The organism is Aminivibrio sp. (assembly GCF_016756745.1).
Lineage (GTDB): Bacteria > Synergistota > Synergistia > Synergistales > Aminobacteriaceae > Aminivibrio.
Window position 1 is genome coordinate 86,393 of record NZ_JAESIH010000025.1, and the last position, 18,788, is coordinate 105,180.

General features: G+C 49.0%; 14 protein-coding genes and 1 pseudogene. 9 read left to right on the top strand and 6 right to left on the bottom strand.

Annotated elements, in window-relative coordinates; all coding sequences use genetic code 11:
- Window positions 1-425 precede the first annotated feature (425 nt).
- Complete coding sequence (locus JMJ95_RS02260; RefSeq protein ID WP_290682041.1) at window positions 426-1,850, bottom strand: PLP-dependent aminotransferase family protein; 1,425 nt, start codon at window positions 1,848-1,850, stop codon at window positions 426-428.
- A gap of 491 nt (window positions 1,851-2,341) precedes the next feature.
- Between JMJ95_RS02260 and JMJ95_RS02265 the strand changes: the two genes are divergently transcribed.
- The 7 genes from JMJ95_RS02265 (at window position 2,342) to xylB (ending at window position 10,684) form a co-directional block, all read left to right on the top strand.
- Window positions 2,342-3,514: a glycerol dehydrogenase gene (locus tag JMJ95_RS02265; RefSeq protein ID WP_290682044.1), complete on the top strand. Its 1,173-nt coding sequence runs from the start codon at window positions 2,342-2,344 to the stop codon at window positions 3,512-3,514.
- A gap of 72 nt (window positions 3,515-3,586) precedes the next feature.
- Window positions 3,587-4,597, top strand: a complete 1,011-nt coding sequence (locus JMJ95_RS02270; RefSeq protein WP_290682047.1) for a TRAP transporter substrate-binding protein — start codon at window positions 3,587-3,589, stop codon at window positions 4,595-4,597.
- Between the two features lie 145 nt (window positions 4,598-4,742).
- The gene (locus JMJ95_RS13895) at window positions 4,743-5,171 is read left to right on the top strand and encodes a TRAP transporter small permease (protein ID WP_367153740.1); all 429 of its coding nucleotides are present in this window, start codon (window positions 4,743-4,745) and stop codon (window positions 5,169-5,171) included.
- Window positions 5,172-6,455, top strand: a complete 1,284-nt coding sequence (locus tag JMJ95_RS02275; protein WP_290682050.1) for a TRAP transporter large permease — start codon at window positions 5,172-5,174, stop codon at window positions 6,453-6,455.
- A gap of 31 nt (window positions 6,456-6,486) precedes the next feature.
- Window positions 6,487-7,791, top strand: coding sequence for a glycine/sarcosine/betaine reductase component B subunit (locus JMJ95_RS02280; protein ID WP_290682053.1), 1,305 nt, complete (start codon window positions 6,487-6,489; stop codon window positions 7,789-7,791).
- Between the two features lie 19 nt (window positions 7,792-7,810).
- Window positions 7,811-9,121, top strand: a complete 1,311-nt coding sequence (locus JMJ95_RS02285; RefSeq protein WP_290682056.1) for a glycine/betaine/sarcosine/D-proline family reductase selenoprotein B — start codon at window positions 7,811-7,813, stop codon at window positions 9,119-9,121.
- Window positions 9,122-9,160: 39 nt separating this feature from the next.
- Entirely contained in the window at window positions 9,161-10,684 is a 1,524-nt protein-coding gene (xylB, locus tag JMJ95_RS02290; protein WP_290682060.1) for a xylulokinase, read from the top strand.
- Between the two features lie 183 nt (window positions 10,685-10,867).
- Here xylB and JMJ95_RS02295 read toward each other — a convergent pair.
- From JMJ95_RS02295 to JMJ95_RS02315, 5 genes and pseudogenes are all read right to left on the bottom strand, one after another.
- Window positions 10,868-11,155, bottom strand: a pseudogene (locus tag JMJ95_RS02295) (helix-turn-helix domain-containing protein); the annotation flags it as partial.
- A 210-nt stretch (window positions 11,156-11,365) separates the two neighbouring features.
- Window positions 11,366-12,649 (bottom strand): acetamidase/formamidase family protein, encoded by a 1,284-nt coding sequence (locus tag JMJ95_RS02300; protein ID WP_290682063.1) that lies wholly within the window; start codon window positions 12,647-12,649, stop codon window positions 11,366-11,368.
- Between the two features lie 124 nt (window positions 12,650-12,773).
- A complete protein-coding gene (gene panF, locus JMJ95_RS02305) occupies window positions 12,774-14,234 on the bottom strand; it encodes a sodium/pantothenate symporter (protein WP_290682066.1) in 1,461 nt (486 codons plus the stop codon).
- Window positions 14,234-14,491, bottom strand: coding sequence for a DUF997 family protein (locus JMJ95_RS02310; RefSeq protein WP_290682466.1), 258 nt, complete (start codon window positions 14,489-14,491; stop codon window positions 14,234-14,236). Before JMJ95_RS02310 ends, panF begins: the two co-directional genes overlap by 1 nt.
- Before the next feature lie 31 nt (window positions 14,492-14,522).
- On the bottom strand, window positions 14,523-15,338 hold the full coding sequence (locus JMJ95_RS02315) for an IclR family transcriptional regulator (RefSeq protein WP_290682069.1): 816 nt from the start codon (window positions 15,336-15,338) through the stop codon (window positions 14,523-14,525).
- Window positions 15,339-15,864: 526 nt separating this feature from the next.
- Here JMJ95_RS02315 and JMJ95_RS02320 point away from each other — a divergent pair.
- A complete protein-coding gene (locus JMJ95_RS02320) occupies window positions 15,865-16,956 on the top strand; it encodes a hypothetical protein (protein WP_290682072.1) in 1,092 nt (363 codons plus the stop codon).
- Between the two features lie 150 nt (window positions 16,957-17,106).
- A complete protein-coding gene (locus JMJ95_RS02325; protein ID WP_290682075.1) occupies window positions 17,107-18,213 on the top strand; it encodes a hypothetical protein in 1,107 nt (368 codons plus the stop codon).
- The last annotated feature ends 575 nt before the right edge of the window (window positions 18,214-18,788 follow it).

Here is an 18,788-nt window from a genome sequence, read left to right on the forward strand (position 1 = left end):
TTCGCCTTGACTTGACCGACTCCATGCCGGCGCGCCGGGTGGTGTCTCTTTATGTGCGTGCCGGTGGCTCTAACACTCCACGCGGGTGGTTCAGTTTCGCCGTGTTTTCAATTTTGCGAAACGCGTTTTTTAAAAAGCCACTTGCTCGCAGATATGAGAGCCGCCTCCGCGCTTAAACAGAGCCATCGGCGCGAGGTTCTTGAGCCACCCCTTTGGACTGCATCGTCATAGGTTGTAAACTCCCTGATTTGAATTCGTACGCAATAATCCGGCATGCGTTCAAATTGTAGGGATAATGGCCCCCCTCGGGAAGAGATCGGCCAACTCCCTTCAGGGAGATTTGCCGGCTCTTTTTCAGGACACCAGTGGCTCTGGTTTTGAAGAAAGTCGGCTTTCTCACAGTGGGCTAAGAAGCACTGTCACTGTTAAATCGAGTTTTGCACCTTCGCTGAATGTATGACTTCCCCTATTTTTTCCACACCCTTTGCAATTTCGGAAAAACTTAGATGAGCATATCCCAGGATAATTTCGTTAACATGACGTCCATGATTCTGGAAGGAAAAGTCCTCAACGGGATAGACCGTTACGCCATTTGCTGTAATTTTGCGGACAAGGTCTTCGGTAAAAACAACATTATGGAACGAAACAAGCACGTGAAGTCCTGCGGTTTGTCCCTTGATTTCAAATTCGCCTGGAAAACGGGCATTGAGTTCGGAAATTAGATATTTTCGTTTTTGATTATAAATTTTATTCATTTTTGCAGTGTGTTTTTCCAACCGTCCGCTGTTGATGAATTCATGTAAAACGTGTTGTGACAAAGATTCCGAGTGGAGGTCGGTGTTCATTCTATATGCTTTATACCGGGGGATAAGGCTGTCGGGCAAAAGCATGAAACCAAGGCGAAGAGCAGGGGTCAAAATCTTGCTGAACGAACAGACATAGATCACCCGGTCAGGGTTAAGTTCATAAAGGGAGCTTATTGGTGTTCCTTCAAATCGGAATGTGCTTCCGTTACCGTAGTCGCTTTCTATTACATAGCAATCATTATCGGAAGCATACTGGACAATCGCCTGTCTTCTTTGAATGGGCAGTATGCTTCCCAGGGGGTATTGGTGAGAAGGAGTAGTGTAAATTAAGGAAATGTTGGGATCGCTTATCAGAAACGATGTGTTCATTCCTTTATCATCCGCCTCGATTCCTGCGAGAGAAAAACCGGCAGAGGCAAAGATATTCAGAATGCTGGGATGGATCGGATCTTCCACCAGTACCTTATTTTTGCTTTTGTAGAGAATTTTAGAAATGAGAGCCAGCCCCTGGGTAGCCCCGGATATGATCATTACATTTTTGGGGTCGCACTCAATCCCTCTTGTTCTGAATAAGTACTTTGATATACTCTCTCTCAGTTCCCACACACCCGCAAAGTTGCAGTAGCGGAATGCTGACAGGGGAAGAGAACCGCATATTTTACTGTAGAGCTTTCCCCATTCTTTTTGCGGAAAGAGAGAGAAATCCGGGATTCCGGATCGGAAATCGATAGTTTCTTCCTTCGTATCAAAAGGGGCAGATAGAGCAGCGCGGTCTTTCTTGTACATCCTTTTCTGCTGTTTTGCAATTCCTGTAGCAACAACGGTTCCTGAGCCTTGTTTCCCCTCAAGGAATCCTTCGGCAACCAGCTGACTGTAGACTTCAAGGACGGTATTTCTTGAGACATCCAGTTTTTTTGAAAGATCTCTTGAAGAGGGCAGCCTTTCACCTGGTGCTGCCTTCCCTTCCAGGATTATTTCTTTGACGTAAGAATACAATTGTCGCTTCAAAGAAGTACCGCTATTTTTCTCCAGGCCTTTCCACACAATAATCACTCCTGAAAGTGGCTCCCCAATAAAAAGATAAAAGTGGTGCTTTAAAAACCAATTTCAAATGGTAAGGTAATGGCGATAGATGGAAAACGACTCACTTCATGATCGCCACAGAGTGGAACTTTGACAGCAGTCCGATGCGAGGTGACCGTCACTTTCATTTCAGACAGTGTATCGGGTCACAACAAAATCTTTCATTCCGTGCTTTTAAACTGCACATCAGAGAGAAATACCTCACGCAGAATTCGTCAATCACTTTTTTCCGAATAAAAAAAAGAGACATCAAGTGGACTGCCCTGTTAATTATACATGCCGGCAATGGTCACCGGAGACGGAACGGGAGCCACACGGAACTGAAAAGAAACTGGTCCTGAGGTTCAAAGAAAAGAAACGTGAAGGGAGTGAGTGGAAAAATGTAAACCGCTTCTTTCCTGGAGTTTCGAAATACCGTTTCTTGATTGAGAAAAGGCTGTCAGGCATCAAATTTGGCTCATGGAAACCTAACGACAGGAGGAAGAACCTCTATCGAGGGCATTCATACTTACATCATGGTAGAAAATACAACGCGAGCTTTCGGCTGTCCTTTGAGATATATTCAGGGCTACGGTGAATTCAGTAATCTGGCATCGTATACTGCGAAATTTGGAAAAGCATGCTTCATAATCGATGGTTTTCTTTTTGAAGAATTGAACGCGCGCTTGAAGGCTGTTTATAAGGACGACTCCGGGATTTTCCTTTCAGTGTGTTTCAAGGGGGAGTGCTGGGACGGCGAGATTGAACGTATCGCGAAGATCGCCAGGGGAAATGGAATTTCCGTAATTGTAGGGGTCGGCGGAGGAAAAACGCTGGATACGGCCAAGCTGTGTGCCGATGAATTGGGGCTTCCCGTCATTATTGTTCCTTCTTCTGCATCAAATGATGCTCCAGTAAGCGAGATCGCGGTTCTCTATACCGAGAGCGGAGAATACATCGGCTCAAGGAAAATGAAGCGGAATGCGGAACTCGTTCTTGTAGACAGTGAAATAATTGCAAAATCACCCCGGAGACTCTTTGTAGCCGGAATGGGCGACGCCCTTGCAACTTGGTTTGAAGCCAGGGCAAACGAAGCTTCCGACTCTCCCAATTACGTCGGTCAGGGATATAAGCGCTGCAAAATCGGCATGGCCATTGCAGAAACGTGCCACGAGACGCTCTTTAATGACGGTAAAAAAGCCTTGATGGCTCTCGAAAGAGGAGCTATCACTGAAGCAGTTGAAAACGTAATCGAAGCCAACATCCTCATGAGCGGGCTCGGGTTTCAAAATACCGGGCTGGCCACGGCCCATGGAATTCATTCCGGTCTTACCGCAGTTCCTTCTACTCACAAATACCTCCATGGTGAAAAAGTTGCTTTCGGAATAGTCTGCCAGATGATTCTCGAAAACAGTCCTGAAGAAGAGATTGATGAAGTCATGGCCTTCATGGTCGAAATCGGTCTCCCTGTAACTCTGGCCCAATTGGACGTTGAAGCTACCCACGAGAATATTTCTGCCATCGCTTCCAAGACAGTTCAAAATCCCCTGATACATCACGAACCTTTCAAGATTACCGGTGAACTTGTGTACAGCGCAATTCTTGCGGCAGATCAGCTTGGCCGCAGGTATCTCGAAAACAATTGATTCAAGGGACAGGCATCACAGCTGTTGAAGATGATTTACGTTTTCAGATTCTATCTTGAAGGAGGAGTAGTAATGAAGCGTTCTTTTCGTATCCTGATGATGTGTTTGGCAATTTTCTGTTCTTTCTCGTTGCTCAGCGGAGTGGCCGGTGCGGCAGATAAACCGCTGTCACTTGAGTTTGGCCACATCCAGAATCCCGGGCATTCTCTGGCCATCGCACCTGAAGAATTTAAAGCCATGGTTGAAGAGCGGTCGAACGGCAGAGTCGTGGTCAATATTTATCCCTCGAGCCAGCTTGGTACCGCCCGCGAGATGATGGAGCAGGTTTCCATGGGCACCCTTGACATGACCTGCTGTGACACTGCGGACTGGGCATCAGCCCTCAACATCCCGAAGCTTGCGGTATTCAATCTTCCCTTCCTGACGAAAAACCTTGCGACTCAGGCTACTCTCATTCGGACAATAGTCCCTGAAGAAGTGCCGGCAATGATAGAAGGGGCCGGTGTCCGCCTTCTCATGACCTATTCCAATGGTATTCGTCAGCCCCTGCTGAAGCACAAGCCGCTCAACAGCCTTGATGACATTAAGGGGCTCAAAATGCGTACTGCGGAAACTGCCATGTATGTGGACCTTTGGAATGCTCTTGGGGCAAGCACCGTGACCTCTGCCTGGAGCGAAGCATACACGCTCCTCCAGCAGGGAGTGGCGGATGCTCTTGAAGCAGACGTAACCGGTCTTGTGAACCAGAATATGCAGGAAGTCGGAAAGTACCTCTCAAAAATAGGCCATCTGGGCGCGATCTACTGTGTGTTCATTAATGAAGACAAGTGGAATTCCATTCCTGAAGATCTCCAGAAGATAATCCAGGAGGCGGCCCTGGAAAGCCAGGAGAAGCAGCTTCTTGGACGGCAGGCTTCTGACGATGCAGCCGAGCAGGTCATGGTCAAGGCCGGAGTTGTCATCAACGAAGTCAGCCCCGAGGAACGCAACAGGATGAAAGATGCCTGCAAGGCAATCTACGAGAAATACGAAAAAATGGGACTTGGTGAACTTATCAACCGTATGCTTGCACTGAACTCCTAATACGGACAAAGAATCTGCCTGAAAAGTGTGCGCATAATGACAGCCTATGCGCACACTTTTCTTTTTGAAAGGGCTGAATCGCATGAATAAGCTTCTAAAAATAGACCGGTTCATTGAAACCGCGCAAGTTCTGTTCTGTGCCCTGATGTTTACCTTAATACTCATTTTCGGGAGCATACAGGTTTTCGGGCGCTCGATTTTTAGCGCTGCTCCTCCCTGGACCGAGGAAGCCATGCGCTTTTGCGGGATCTATCTCACTCTGATAGGCTCCGCCCTCACGGTCCGGGTAGATGGCCACGTATCGGTGGACATTCTCATCGAACATATGAAAAGTCACAAAGTCAGGGCAGCGTTGTATCTGTTCTCCAGGCTCCTCTGCGTTGTCTTTCTCATTCTCTTTTTTCCCGGTTCCATTACTCTGGTTGAGAAAAGCACGCGGTCCCTGGGAGCCGCAATCCGTATCCCGTACTCGTATATTTACGCAGTTGTACCAGTGGGTATTTTGATGATGCTTTGCTCCTATGCCAGCGCTATTCCCCAGTTTACAAGGCAATATCTCAAGGGGGAAAGATAAATGCTCACAATAGCGATTATTGGCCTGTTGGTTTTTCTTGCATTGGGCGTGCCAGTGAGCTTTGCCATAGGGCTCGGCGGACTTCTGGCCATTCTTTTTGGAAGCAACTTACCAGGCTTTATGGCCGTGCAGCAGATGATCCGCGGAATGAACTCCTTTGCTCTTATGGCGGGGCCTCTTTTTATCCTTGCGGGGGAAATAATGGGGGCTGCGAACCTTTCAAAGCTGATTCTGGACTTTTGCCGCTCCGTTATTTCCTGGACCAAAGGCGGCCTGGGGATGGTCTCAGTAATGGCAAACATGATTTTTGCCGGCATTTCAGGATCCGGGGCTGCAACCATGAGCGCCATCGGTTCCCTGACCGTGCCTGAACTGAAAAAATCCGGCTATCACAGGTCCTTCGTGGCTTCTCTCATTGCCGGTTCCGGCGCTCTTGGCCCTATCATCCCCCCCAGCACCAACATGATAGTGTATGCCTCTTTGACCGGTTTCTCTACGGGAAAACTTTTTATCGGAGGTATTGTACCGGGAATCATTATCGGCCTTTGCCTTATGGGAATGTGTTACTGGTATGCCAATAAATACAAGGTTGATCTTGGTACCGGTACGTTCGACATACGGCTTGTCTGGAAAACCTTCAAAAAAGCCTTTTTCGCCCTTATCATGCCTTTTATCATTATCGGGGGCGTCACTTCGGGCTTTTTTACCGCTACAGAGTCCGGAATAATAGCCTGCCTGTACGGTTTGGTTTGCGGATTTTTCATTTACCGTACTCTTCAGTTGAGAGACCTCTATACGATTTTCAAAAGAGCGACAGCCTCTTCGGCAATGCTCATGATGCTCATGGGTATGGCAAATATATATTCATACATTTTTGCCCGTGAAAATCTTGCTGGACACATTAAGGACCTGATGACTTCAATCTCCACAAACCCGACAGTAGTGGTGCTCATCATTATTGGCATAATGCTTGTCATCGGCTGTTTCATGGAAACCCTCGCAGCTACGGCGGTTATTTTGCCGATCGTCTATCCGATCATAACCAACCTGGGTGTTGACCCACTCATGTTCGCTGTGCTCTATTCCATTGCCACCGTCGTTGGCGCCCTAACACCGCCTGTGGGGCTCTATCTCTTTATGTCGATGAACATCGCCGAAGCGACCTTCCAGGAAGCGATACGGTACAGCGCACCGGTCATCCTGATCATTTTGGCAACAATGGGTCTGATTGTGCTTTTCCCTCAGCTCGTTACATTTCTTCCGAACCTGCTGATGGGGGCTTAAGTTTGAAATAGCAAGAAAAGGAGCTGGACAAATGAAACTCACCCTTGAAACAGTCAGGATAAAGGACCTGCAATTTGGCAGCGATACGTGTCTAAAAAACGGGGTTCTCTACGTCAATAAGGATGACATCATCTCAATTGCTGAGAGTGAACCGGTATTCAATACACTGAAAATAGACATCGCCCGCCCCGGAGACAGCACGAGGATAATTAACGTTGTCGACGTTATCCAGCCCAGATGTAAAGTCTCAGACGGTATCGATTGGCCGGGGGTCCTTACGGAAGAATACGACATAGCGGGCAAAGGCGTAACACGAATCGTTGAAGGAATGGGAATCGTGCTATGCCAGAATAACACGTACTGGTCCCGCAAGTGGGGTTCATTTGACATGAGCGGGCCCTGTGCTTCGATCAATCCTTTTGCAAAAATGCCTGAACTTGTCATAGAGCCTCTCGCCCCTGAGGGAGCAGATTTCCGGGAGTACCGGGAAGCGGTTCGGCGCATAGGTTTTAAAACGAGCGTTCTTCTCGCAAAAGCGACAATGGGGGCTGAACCCGACGAAGTTGAAGTGCTGGACAATGAAACCAGCTATCCAGGATTGCCAAGGATTGCCTATTCATACCAGATTTACTCAAAACAGTACGATACTCAAAATTACCGGGAACCGATGTTCTATGGGAATGCTGTTCCTGATATCCTGCCCATCGTTGTCCAGCCAACGGAAATACTTGATGGCGCTATTGCACATTGTGGAGGTTTCCGCTGCGTTACTACCTATGAAATTCAAAATCACCCGGTAATCCTGGAACTTATGCGTCGTCATGGAAAAGAATTGAACTTTGCCGGAGTGCTGGTAACCGTTACATCGGTCGAAGCAAAACACCGGTCACTGGTTTCCAAGATGGCGGCGAACATCTTGAAGGAAACTTTACGGGCAGACGGACTTATCGTCACCAAAGGCGTTGGTGGTGCATCAACTCTTTGTGTGGGTGCCATCGCCAGCGAAGCAGAGAAACTTGGAATTAAGTCTGTGCCCATCATCCAGATACTGAATGGAAAAAGCAATCTCAGTGTTGAATGCCTTATCAGTGAGCCGAATGTCGATTCAATCGTCTGTTCTGGTACCTACTATCACAACTTCAAACTCCCGCCGGTAGACCTCCTTCTTGGAGGCCCTGAGGACGCCCTCTATCTTAGCGGTGATGATGGCGTTATCGGTGGGCACAAAATCGCGACCGGAAATCCGGCTAAGGGAGAAGTCTGGTCTACCTATATGAAGCAAGTCGGCCTGATGAGCCAGGTTGGAGCTTCTTTCGGCAAAGCGGTCGATTATTGAAAAATGTGGAGGTAGGACTATGAACGGCAAAAAATGGAGAGTCGTCTGTTTCATCAATCAGTTTTTCGGCCAGATCGGCGGAGAAGATATGGCCCACGTAGGTTTCAGCGTGAAGAACGAAGCTGTCGGCCCTGCCAAACTTTTTGAGACCCTGATGAAAGATGAATGTGAAGTGGTGGGAACGGTCATCTGCGGCGATAATTATTTCGCTGAAAACACGGAAACTGCTGTTGGGGAAGGTGTTGAACTTGTAAAAAACCTCGAGCCCGACCTGTTTATCGCAGGCCCCGCGTTCAATGCCGGTCGATATGGAATCAGCTGCGGAAATATGGTTTCGGCTGTTGGTAAAACCCTAGGTATTCCCACCGTCACGGCCATGTATCCTGAAAACCCTGCAGTAGAGCTTTTTCGCAAGGACACCTATATTGTAAAAACAGGCATAATGTCGTCAGAACTAAGAAAAACTGCGCCCCAGATGGTCAGCATTGGGCTTCGTCTGCTTCGTCAGGAGCCCATCGGCAGCGCGATGTCCGAGGGCTATATCATCCGGGATATTATCCTCAACGAGGAGCAGGAAGAAAATGCAGCGGTGCGCGCAATAAATATGGTGCTGAAGAAAATTAAGGGAGATCCCTTCGAGAGTGAACTGCTGCCTCCCAATTTTGACATAGTGGAGCCTGCACAGCCCGTCTCCGATCTCAAAAAAGTCAAATTGGCTCTTGTATCGGACGGTGGACTTATCCCGGAATCAAATCCCGATAAGCTCAAGCCGAATGGAAGTACTACCTGGGGGCAATACAACTGGGAGAGCCTCATTGGGGAAAAGCATTTCGTTATCCATAGCGGGTATGACGGAACATCGGTTCTCGAATTGCCTTACCGCCTTTTCCCTTGGGATGCGCTGCAGGAGTTGGTAAAAGAAGGCAGGCTTGGTTCACTGGATACGGATGTTTTTGTAGCCTGCGGTAATTGTGCATCGGTAGCCGCCTCACAGGAGAAGGGACGCCGGATTGCAGAGGCCCTGGAAAAGAGAGGTGTCACTGCGGCCATTTTGACATCCACCTGAGGAACAAGTACTCGTTGCGGTGCAACGATTGCAAAAGAGATTGAAAGAGCGGGAATTCCGGTAACCCAGATCTGTGCTGTTGTGGACATCGCGAAGTCTGTGGGGGCTTCCAGAATACTGCGTGGGTTTGCAATTACATGCCCGGTGGGAAATCCCACCCTGGGAGAAGCCGATGAAAAAAGACTCCGGCGCCGCTATGTGGAAAAAGCCCTGGAAATGCTTGCCAGGCCAGGACAGAGGGGCATGGTTGAAGACCTGATCTAGGAGAAACAACTTTTTTCAGAAAGAATGAGGGAAATTACGATGAGAAAAAAGCTCTTGGGAATTGACCTTGGTACCGGAGGCTGCAAGACAACGTTCATCGATCTGGACGGAAATATTTGTGCTTCCTCGTTTAAGGAATACCCGTCAGAGCATCACAGGCCCGGATGGTCGGAACAGGATCCCTCCCTTTGGATAAACGCTCTGCTGGATACCGTGAAAGATTGCAAATCGCAAATGTCAGACGGCTTTTCCGGTGTAATCTGCCTGGCCGTCACCGCTTCGACCCACAACGCTGTCCTGCTGGACAAGCACGGCGAAGTCATTCGCAGATGCATCATGTGGAACGACCAGCGAAGCGGAAGCCAGTGCGAAAGCCTGAAACAGCAGTACGACGAAACTATCTTCAGGATTGGCATGCAGCGTCCAACACCTACGTGGACCTTGCCTCAGCTTATGTGGGTGAGGGAGAACGAACCGGAAAACTATGCCAAGATAGACAGGATCATGTTCACAAAGGACTATGTACGTTCCTGGCTGACCGGTGATTTTTGCACCGACGTGGTGGATGCCCAGGGAAGCCTCCTGTATGATGCCAGGGAAATGAAATGGTCACCCGAACTATGCGGAATGATAGGACTTCCCCTTCATACACTGCCGGAAATCAGGCTATCAAAAGAAATAGTCGGCCATGTACAGGCTGAAGCTGCCCGTCTTACAGGCCTGCCTGAAGGACTTCCTGTCATTGCCGGGTGTTCCGATACGGCCGCCGAGGATTTTAGCGCCGGTGCAACCAAGGTGGGGCAGATAATAGTAAAACTCGCGACGGCGGGGAACGTGAACGTTGTTGCAGACATGCCCAATCCCCACAGCAAGACATTTACCTATCCCTACTCGATAGAAGGGCTGTGGTACACCGTTACCGCTACCAACAGCTGTGCTTCGGCCTACCGCTGGCTCCGTGATAGTCTTTACTGCGGTGACAAGGCAGCCTGCGAGAAAAATGGAGAAGAAGTTTACCGTTTGATGGATGAGGAGGCTTCCAGCGTTCCTCTCGGGGCAAGGGGACTTATATTCCACCCGTTCCTTCTCGGGGAGCGATGCCCCTATTTTAACCCCAAAGCCAGAGGAGATTTCTTCGGCCTGAGCATGGTTCATTCAAGGCCGCATTTTGCGAGGGCATTGCTTGAAGGAGTGGCTTTCAGTCTTTATGACTGTCTACAGGTTCTTGCAGATTTCAACAGGAACCTCGAAGATATTGCAATTATTGGCGGTGGAGCAAAGAGTCCTCTCTGGAGTCAGATAATATGCGATGTTTTCGGCCTTGAAGTGAAATTTCCCAGAAATGCTGAATCCTCCTACGGCGGGGCTCTCCTTGCGGGCGTAGGAGCGGGAGTATTTCAATCAGAATATGAGGCTGCAGAAAAATGCATCAAAATGAATAAAACGTATGTGCCGAACATGGAGAATCACGAGAAATATCTGAAATACTATAAGATCTATAAAGAAATTGCGGACGCATCCTTCCCGATTTGGGAGAACCTCGCTCAAATAGCAAATGAGTAAAAGCAAGGCCCCGTCAAAACGACGGGGCCTTTGCTTTATCTCTTGCCAAACCAACCAGTCCTGGCCCCAAAAGCAGATGGCAGATTGGGTGTTTTTTCGCAGAAAAGATTTCCTCTGGGGGAGGCGCATTCCCACTAGACATAGCGGCTTCGGAAACACTGCGGTTATCCGGTATGGAAACCGATAAAGGATAGCCTGAACATCGCAGAAGACCTCTTTTTTGTAGAGGCTGAGACGGACAAGTTTCACGATCTCCTCGATTTCATCAGGCGTTCTGTTTGCGCAGTTTTTCAGACGCCGTGATGAGTCCTTGCTCCATAGTTCATCGTTGTCATGGTGCTCCTGGCGTTTTAGCCACTTGTAGAGCCAGGCTTTCGATTTGTCGAGTGAAGCGCAGATGGATTCAGGCTTTTCGCCATTACGAAAACGTTGAACGGCCAGAATTCTCTGCTGCTCATCCTTATTTTTCACGGGTTCCACCTCGGTAATATTAGGATACCCATGAAGATGAAGCGAAATCGGAACTATAGCAAGAAATACTTTTATAAAGGATGTCCCGGCACAAAAATCAGTCTACAATCTCTTAGCATTCAAAAAGTATTTATTTCTGTGTAAAGTGATCTGTGAGAATAAACGGACGGAACGGCCAAGTGTGAATCGGCCGCTCCGTCCGTTTATTTGCTATTTGCAGAACTGCTGCTTTACCATTTCCCAAAGCCCGTTTTTTTCCAGGACGGTTTTGGTCAGCAACAGTGTCAGAAAGACCGTGCCCGAAGTTCGACCGATGGAGACTTCACCGCAGACCGTCGCCAGATTTTTGATTTCATCCGCCGGAAGGCCTGTCAGTTTCGCAGCTCTTTCCACCGCGCTCTCTATGGCCAGGTTTAGGTTTTGTCCGGTGCCGACCACCTGGACGGGGAATCTTTTTTCCATCTGGCCTGGTTCCTTTTGCAAAAGGACGGTAGCGGTGGTGTACTCTGCTTCGGAAAACGGCTGGAATCGCTTATCCACCAAGTCGGCCCGGGGTATGATAACCGGCCCTTCGAGGGCCAGCCCCTTGATGACCTTGACCCGAAGCGTGACCCGGGCGCTGATGTCGAGGGTATGGCCAGCCAGTTCTCCGTTCCCCTGGGTAAGATGGACGTCGCCGAGATAGATTCCGGCTCCCTTTATCTTTACAGGTGAAAGAATCACGCAGCCCTCGCTGACGGTGTTGATGTCCATGTGGGCGTCGGTGATGTCCGATACTGTGACGGTTTCGAAGAGTCTCGTTTTGTTGAGAGAATCAATGAGGTCACCCGAATTTTTTGATGAGGGCATGGCCTTTGCGGGGGAGCAGCCTATATTCCCTATCATGGGGCAGGAGCGGATGATCATGTCTTCGATATCCGACTTTGCGAGTATGGTCGCCAGGTTCTGCTGCGATCCATGGGGGAGATAGACCTCGCCCCTTTCGGTTTTCCTTGCCGCTTCCTGTGCCATTTCAGCAGGCAGGCTCACAGCTATTTTTGTCGCATCATCTATTGCGACGGTGTAGCCATTTGCAATATCCTGAGGAATGATGCTCTGTCCGCATTCGCTGCATTTGACCGCCTCGGGCCCGATACCTTTTAGAACCGTCTTCGGGTAATATGTGCCGCAGGAGGGGCACTTGGCATGGAGTGAGGGGTCCTTATCGAAGTTTTCGGGGATTTTTCTGCCCGTTCCTGAGGCCGCATAGTCGGAAAGGACTTCAATGCGTTCCACGAACAGGGCTACAGTATCGCCGGGCTCGGTTCCCGCGACCTCAACGGGGCAGGTCACTTCGTGTCCGCTTTTTAGATGGGGCGTTATCATGGGGCCCCAGCATCCCGGAGGGGTTTCTGCAATGAGCACGTCTCCATCGTGCACTTTACCGCACATTTCTGAGGATCCGCCTACGATATCGGTGTATTTTTCGACAGTATAGGAGTTCTTGGAATTCATGGCGATGAGGTTTTCCTCCCTTGGACGTTCTTGATAGAAAAGGGTGAACCCCTGAGCAGAAAGTTCACCCTTTTCCATTGCGTGTGTTATCGAAAGTTCTGTTCAGTGCCTCTTGTATCGGACGCTATTCGAAAATCTTTGCCATAAACGTGCTGTCGTTGGGTTTCGTGACCTTACTTACGACCACCATGACCACGGCAGAAACCACTAGGCCCCAGACCAGGGGGTTGAAGCCGAGGGGGTTCGGATTGGACTGCGCGTAGAGGACGAGAAGGGTAATGAACCCTGAGATCATGGACAGGAGTCCTCCCATGGGGGTGCCGCCCTTCCAGAAGAACCCGAGGATGATGGGGACAGTGAACGACGCTGCGAAGCCGGAAATAGCAAACATGACGATGTCCTGCAGGAACTTTGGCGGGTTGAACGACAGGACCATGACTATTGCGCTTATTGCAACTGTCGCGATATAGCTTGTCGTCTTGATCGCCTTTTCGCTGGCGTTGGGGTTGAAGTTCCGCTGGTAGATGTCCTTCATTATCGCTCCGCTGGTGGAGATGATGAGCGAAGACACCGTGGACATGACTGCTGCTAAGGGCGCCGAAAGCAGTATGCCTGCCATGACGTTACCGGAATATTGGAGCACTATGGTAGGGAAGATTCTGTCAGGAACATCGATCTGGGGTATAAGCGCCCGGGCTGCAAGGGCACTCACAAACAGTGACATGAACCACACCAGGGTGATCAGGCTGATGAGGGCTCCTGCCCGTTTCAGGGACATCATGTTCTTGACGGTGAAAATCCTTGTGACCACGTGAGGCTGTGCCATAACGGCAACGCCGAGGATGAAGAACGTTGAGAACGCTGTGGGAAGGGGAAGGAAGTTCTTCGGTCCCGGGGGTGTGATAAGGTTGGGGTCAAGTTGAGCCAGCTGGCGGGTGATCTCGGGTAAACCACCAGCTGCTTTTACCATTATGAACGCGATAACAACGGATCCTCCCAGCATAACGATGCCCTGGAGAAGGGTGTTGTACGCCACGCCGCGGATACCGCCGATGGTGGTATAGAGGCCCACTATCACGGCGAAGGAGATTATTGCCCACATGTAGGGGATGCCGATGAATGTCTCGAGAATGCGTGCAGCGGCGATATACTGGGACACCATGTAGGCGACGCCGAAGACAAGGATTGAGAGTGCGGCGATGATGCCCATAAGCCGGCTCTGGAACCGTTCAACGAAGAGGTCAGGGAGAGTGACGCAGTTGTGTTCGGCTGCGAAACGGGAGATCCTCCGGCCGATGGCAAGCATTCCGATCATGCCGAGAACGCCTGCGCCTGCCTGCCAGAGGAGAGCGGTCCATCCCATGGAGTAGTAGACTGCGGGTGTTCCGATAAAGGTTCCGCCGCTCGTCCATGAGGTCGCCCACATAAAGGCCACGATCCAGGGACCGAAAGACCGCCCGGCGACGTAATATTCCTCGGAAAAGTTCTTTGCGTTCTTCCGCCTGTAGTACGCATAGACCGAAATACCGATGAGAACCACGAAGTAGCATGCGAATACCATAAGAGTGACTGGAGATGCCTGCATTATTTTTCATCTCCTTCCATGACGAAGAAACCGTAGACTATGGTGAGCAGGACCATCAGGATCCAGGGGATGACGACTCCGAAAAGAATCCATGAGGGAATCCCCCAGATAATGGTGATTTCCTCAACCGGTTTGTTGTATCCCAGGAAGTATGAGATCGCGCATGACAAAAGGATGTAGATCATCGTTGTCGAAAAGGCGAATTTAAATTCTTTCAAAGACAATGCGTAAGTGCTTTTTACCTGCTCCTTTGGCATTTTTTGCAATGAAGCCACCCCTCTCTTTTTTTCAATGCTGTTCCTTTGTGCTCGAGACCACTGAACTCGTCCACTCTGAAAAAAGGGAGTCCTTTAGGGGAGCTCCCATTTTCAGTGATATGGACCTGGCACAATCAACGGATAGGTTGATCATTCGACAAAGTTCCTTTCCGCTGATAGTGAACTTCAATCCCGCCAGGGCCAATCCGGCCACAACCTGTCCGATGTTGTCAAAGATTGGTGCACCGATTGCGAGTACCCCTTTATCAACTTCTTCGTCACTCAGTGAATACCCCCTTTCGCGGATTATTTTTGCTTCTTGGAGCATTTGATTCCAGGTTTTTGTATTTTCCGTAAACAGTTGTTCGGTATTCCTGGTAATACTTATAATCTGTTCTTCTGGAAGATAGGCGAAAACAGCCTTTGCAGCAGCCCCGCTGTTGTAGGGTATTACTTTTCCGATGTCACAATAAAAGCGTACGTTTTCAGAACCATCAACCCTATCGATAAAAACGAGATGGGTTTCCTTCCTAAGGGCAAAAGTCACGGTTTTTCCAGATTGCTGGGCAAGATTTTGCAGGAATGGATGAGCTACATCCTTTAAATTTAAATTTTTCAGGAAAAATGCTCCAAGTTCGAGGACTCGAGAATCGAGGCTATATTTTTTCGTGTCTGGATTTAGGTCAACAAGATGGCGTTCACGGAGGGAAAGAAGGATCTTATACACTGTGCTCTTATTAATTCCAGTAGCACGGCTTATTTCAGTAAGACCAAGTTCATTTCGCTGATTATCAATCCACGCAAAGAGAACGTTTAATACGTTTTCAGCTGAATGTAGAAGTTCCAATTCGATCACCTCGATGGTTGTATATAGCAACCCATATTTCCATAGGACAACCTTATTCTATTTTCCACAAATCCTATTGTCAAGCCTAAATCCGCAGGTGCGCCCCCTACTGAAAGTAGAAATGTAGTCAAACGGGGAAATGAACAATTCTTGTGCCCCCGTTCCGTTTTTTTCTTTTTATGTCCTGGTCCCGAAATGTGGATGACAGATGGAGTTTTTTTCGCAGAAAGGATTTCCTGGGAGAGGCGCATTCCCACTAGACATATCGTCTGCGGACACATTGCGGATATGCGGGTTGGAAACCATTGTTGCATCGACACGGAACTTTCACCGATCTATCAGTGTCGATGCAACAAATTTTTGAAGCGATCCGCCAGGTGGCGCAGTTTATGGAATGTTTTTTCGTACCCTTTGGAAAAACAGAGGCAATTACTGTTAAGTGAACATGGAACCAATTATATTGTTTGGTGAAGGTGGGCTCCATTAACATAAGATTATTAAGCGTTAAAAATTGGGAGGTTTTACGATGACAGAGAGAAGGATAACCGATATCGGGGACGGCATTGTCTTGATTGACAACAGTAGACTGTGGCATTTCTATGCCTCCACCGGTTTTACTGGAGACCACGAGAAAGTTATTGAAGAGGCGGAAAAAAAAGGTGAGCACAATATTTATATTTGCCGGTCGTCAGAGAACGTGTTCAGGCTTGAGGCTGTCGAGGGGGATGTGAATAAGGTTGCCAGAAACGAGACGGCCATTCTGATAGGCCCTGAAGTCCTTTCCCTGAAAGAGAAGGAAATCGACGTATTCAATACGGATCTTTTCCATTGGGACCTGGTTGTCGGGATTGCTCCGGAAGGCGGGGAGACTCTGGCTCATCGTATTGTCAAGTCTGCCAGAAATATGTCGGAGGAGGAGCGGAAAAAAATCCCGTTTCACCTTTTCTCTTACGAAATACTGGCCATGGAAGACAGTGCCGGATTCTCCGTTGCCCTGATGATGGCTCTGGAAGGAGTCTTTCCTCCGGAGATGATAAATGAGAAAGTTATTGATATCGACCCTAACGGACGGATACTGTTCCATCTCTATGATTACGAGGATTATAGAGAATATATTATCCGAAATTTCTTTACGAGAGAACGGCTGATAAATTCCGGCAACGGATGGGGGGACAATCTTGCTTATTGGACTGTCGTGGATGGGACTCTTCCAGAAAAATATACGTATGAGCCGGAAATACTGGAAAAATACAGCAGTCGTGGTGATCCGCTACTGAATGCTATTATAGCAAACAAGCCCGACTTTGTAAGGAACTTCCCGGTGGAATCCATGACGGCAGAACAACTAGAAGACCTGATGAACACGAAAATATTCTGGAACGAAAACGAGGAAACCTTCAAGGCTGTTCTCGTAGCGAAGGACAAGTATCCCAAAGACGAGATAACAGCGATCTTCTGGCTTATAGAAAAAGATGATCAAAAACAACGGGCGGCGGAGCTTTTTTACGAAATCGAGTTTCCTGAGCTGTCCAGGGAGAATGTTCAGGCAATACGGGAAGTTCACCTGAATTACTTTAAAAACGAATGTTTATTTCTGGAGCCTGGGGACATACTGTAAGATCCAACCGGAGGTTTGGAGATGATGGGAAAGACAGCAGAAACAGAATCTTCATCTGCTGATGAGGATTCCGGGCGACTGACAACAACCGGGAAAGGATCGGTTGTGCCATCTGCTCATCCCGCAGAGAGGGCGGCTGTCGCTGCTGAAATGTACGGTTTGGTTGTTAAAATTTGGCCGAGCCACTGCCATTTTTATGCTTCCGCTGATTTTTACGGGAGCCACCGCGCCGTCATTGAACAGGCAAAGACAATCGACGGGTTTGAAATTTTCCTCTGCCGTCCGTCGGAGAACGAGAACGGCTTCCTCCTCGAGCCGGTGGAGGGAGATTGGGAAGAGCTTATTACCGGCGATACATCGGTAGAAATAACTCCCAAAGTCCTTCTCTGGAGGCAGGAAGAGGCCAAACGATCCCTCTTTACTCACTATCATTTTGATGACAGGCCCAGGGATGGAGAGACCTTCGCCCATTTCATCGCGGAAACCGCTCTTTTCGTCAGCGAGGATGAACGGAGAAAAATCCCCTTTCACCTGTTTTCCCGGGAGATTCTCTCTTTGAGGGACATCGCCGGATGCTCGGTAGCCGTAGTGATGGCGGCCAACGATGTTTTCCCGCCGGAGATGCTGAGTGATGACAACATCGGTACGGATCCCCAGGTGCCCTTTTACCTGCTTTTTTACAGCAGGACCGACGGTGGCGACGTCGACGGTTTCGACAGGAAGCCTGACGAAAAAATTCTCACAAAGGAACGCCTGGTGAATCCTTTAAATGCCGGAGACAGGTGGAGCGGTACCGGCCTTGCCATCCCGGCGGCCCTGAGCGGCCGCATTCCGGAATCGCTCCGATACGCCCCCGACATCCTGCAGATAAAGGCGTGGGTGGGATGGTCGGTGCTGGAAATCCTTATTGAAAATGACCCTGATTACATACGAAGCTTTCCTGTGGAATCAATGGCCCCTGAAGTGCTGGGGACCGAAGTGAACCTTTATTTAGAGAGGGAGCACGGGTACAGGGGCCGACCTTTGAGGGACATCCTTGCAGAGGCGGGTATTTTCCCCGGGGACGAGACCGAGGCGATGTTCTGGCTTATAGGTGACGACGAGAAAAGAGTCCGGACTGCGGAGCGGTTTTATCGGGTTGAATATCCAGAGCTGTACGAAGAGACGATCCGGTTTATACGGGAGATTCACCTGAAGCATCTGAAGGCCGCGGAAATATCGGAAGAACCGGATTTCACGGAGCGGTATATATTGTAACGTTTCAACAGAAGGTTTTGTGATGGTGGAGAAAACAAAGAACAAGGATGGTATTTTCTGCTTGGTAATTTACCTTGACCGGAATGACCACTACTAAGACTTTTCACGTTTTGATGAGGAGGAAGATTGCGTCATATCCTCCGTTTTTAAATGAGAGGTCTGTAAGACCAGAACTTTGCATTTGCCTTTTCCATCTTTAATATGGTGGTGGATGGAGGGGTGACCTATCTCGGATTCACGACACTTTGGATTTTCTGTAGATGCGATCCAGCCTAGTACTCCGAGGAGTGACATTACCGGGGAAAGTAATTTTCATCATTTCCAGATATGGATTCTATTTCCGAGATATTCTTTCGGAGCGGGAATTCCCATGCAGGTAAATCTTAATCAATGAGCGGCAATGAAGAGGGAAAACGGACTGTTCTTTTAGAAGCCCGTATTTTTTTCAAACATAAAACCCGGAACTGAAAAATCCAGTTCCGGGTCAACCATGCCAATCCGAGACGATGCGCGCCCGGCCTAGCCATTTGTCGCCGAGTCCATGGGATGTCGGGGCGAGTTCTGCCGAGTTCCGG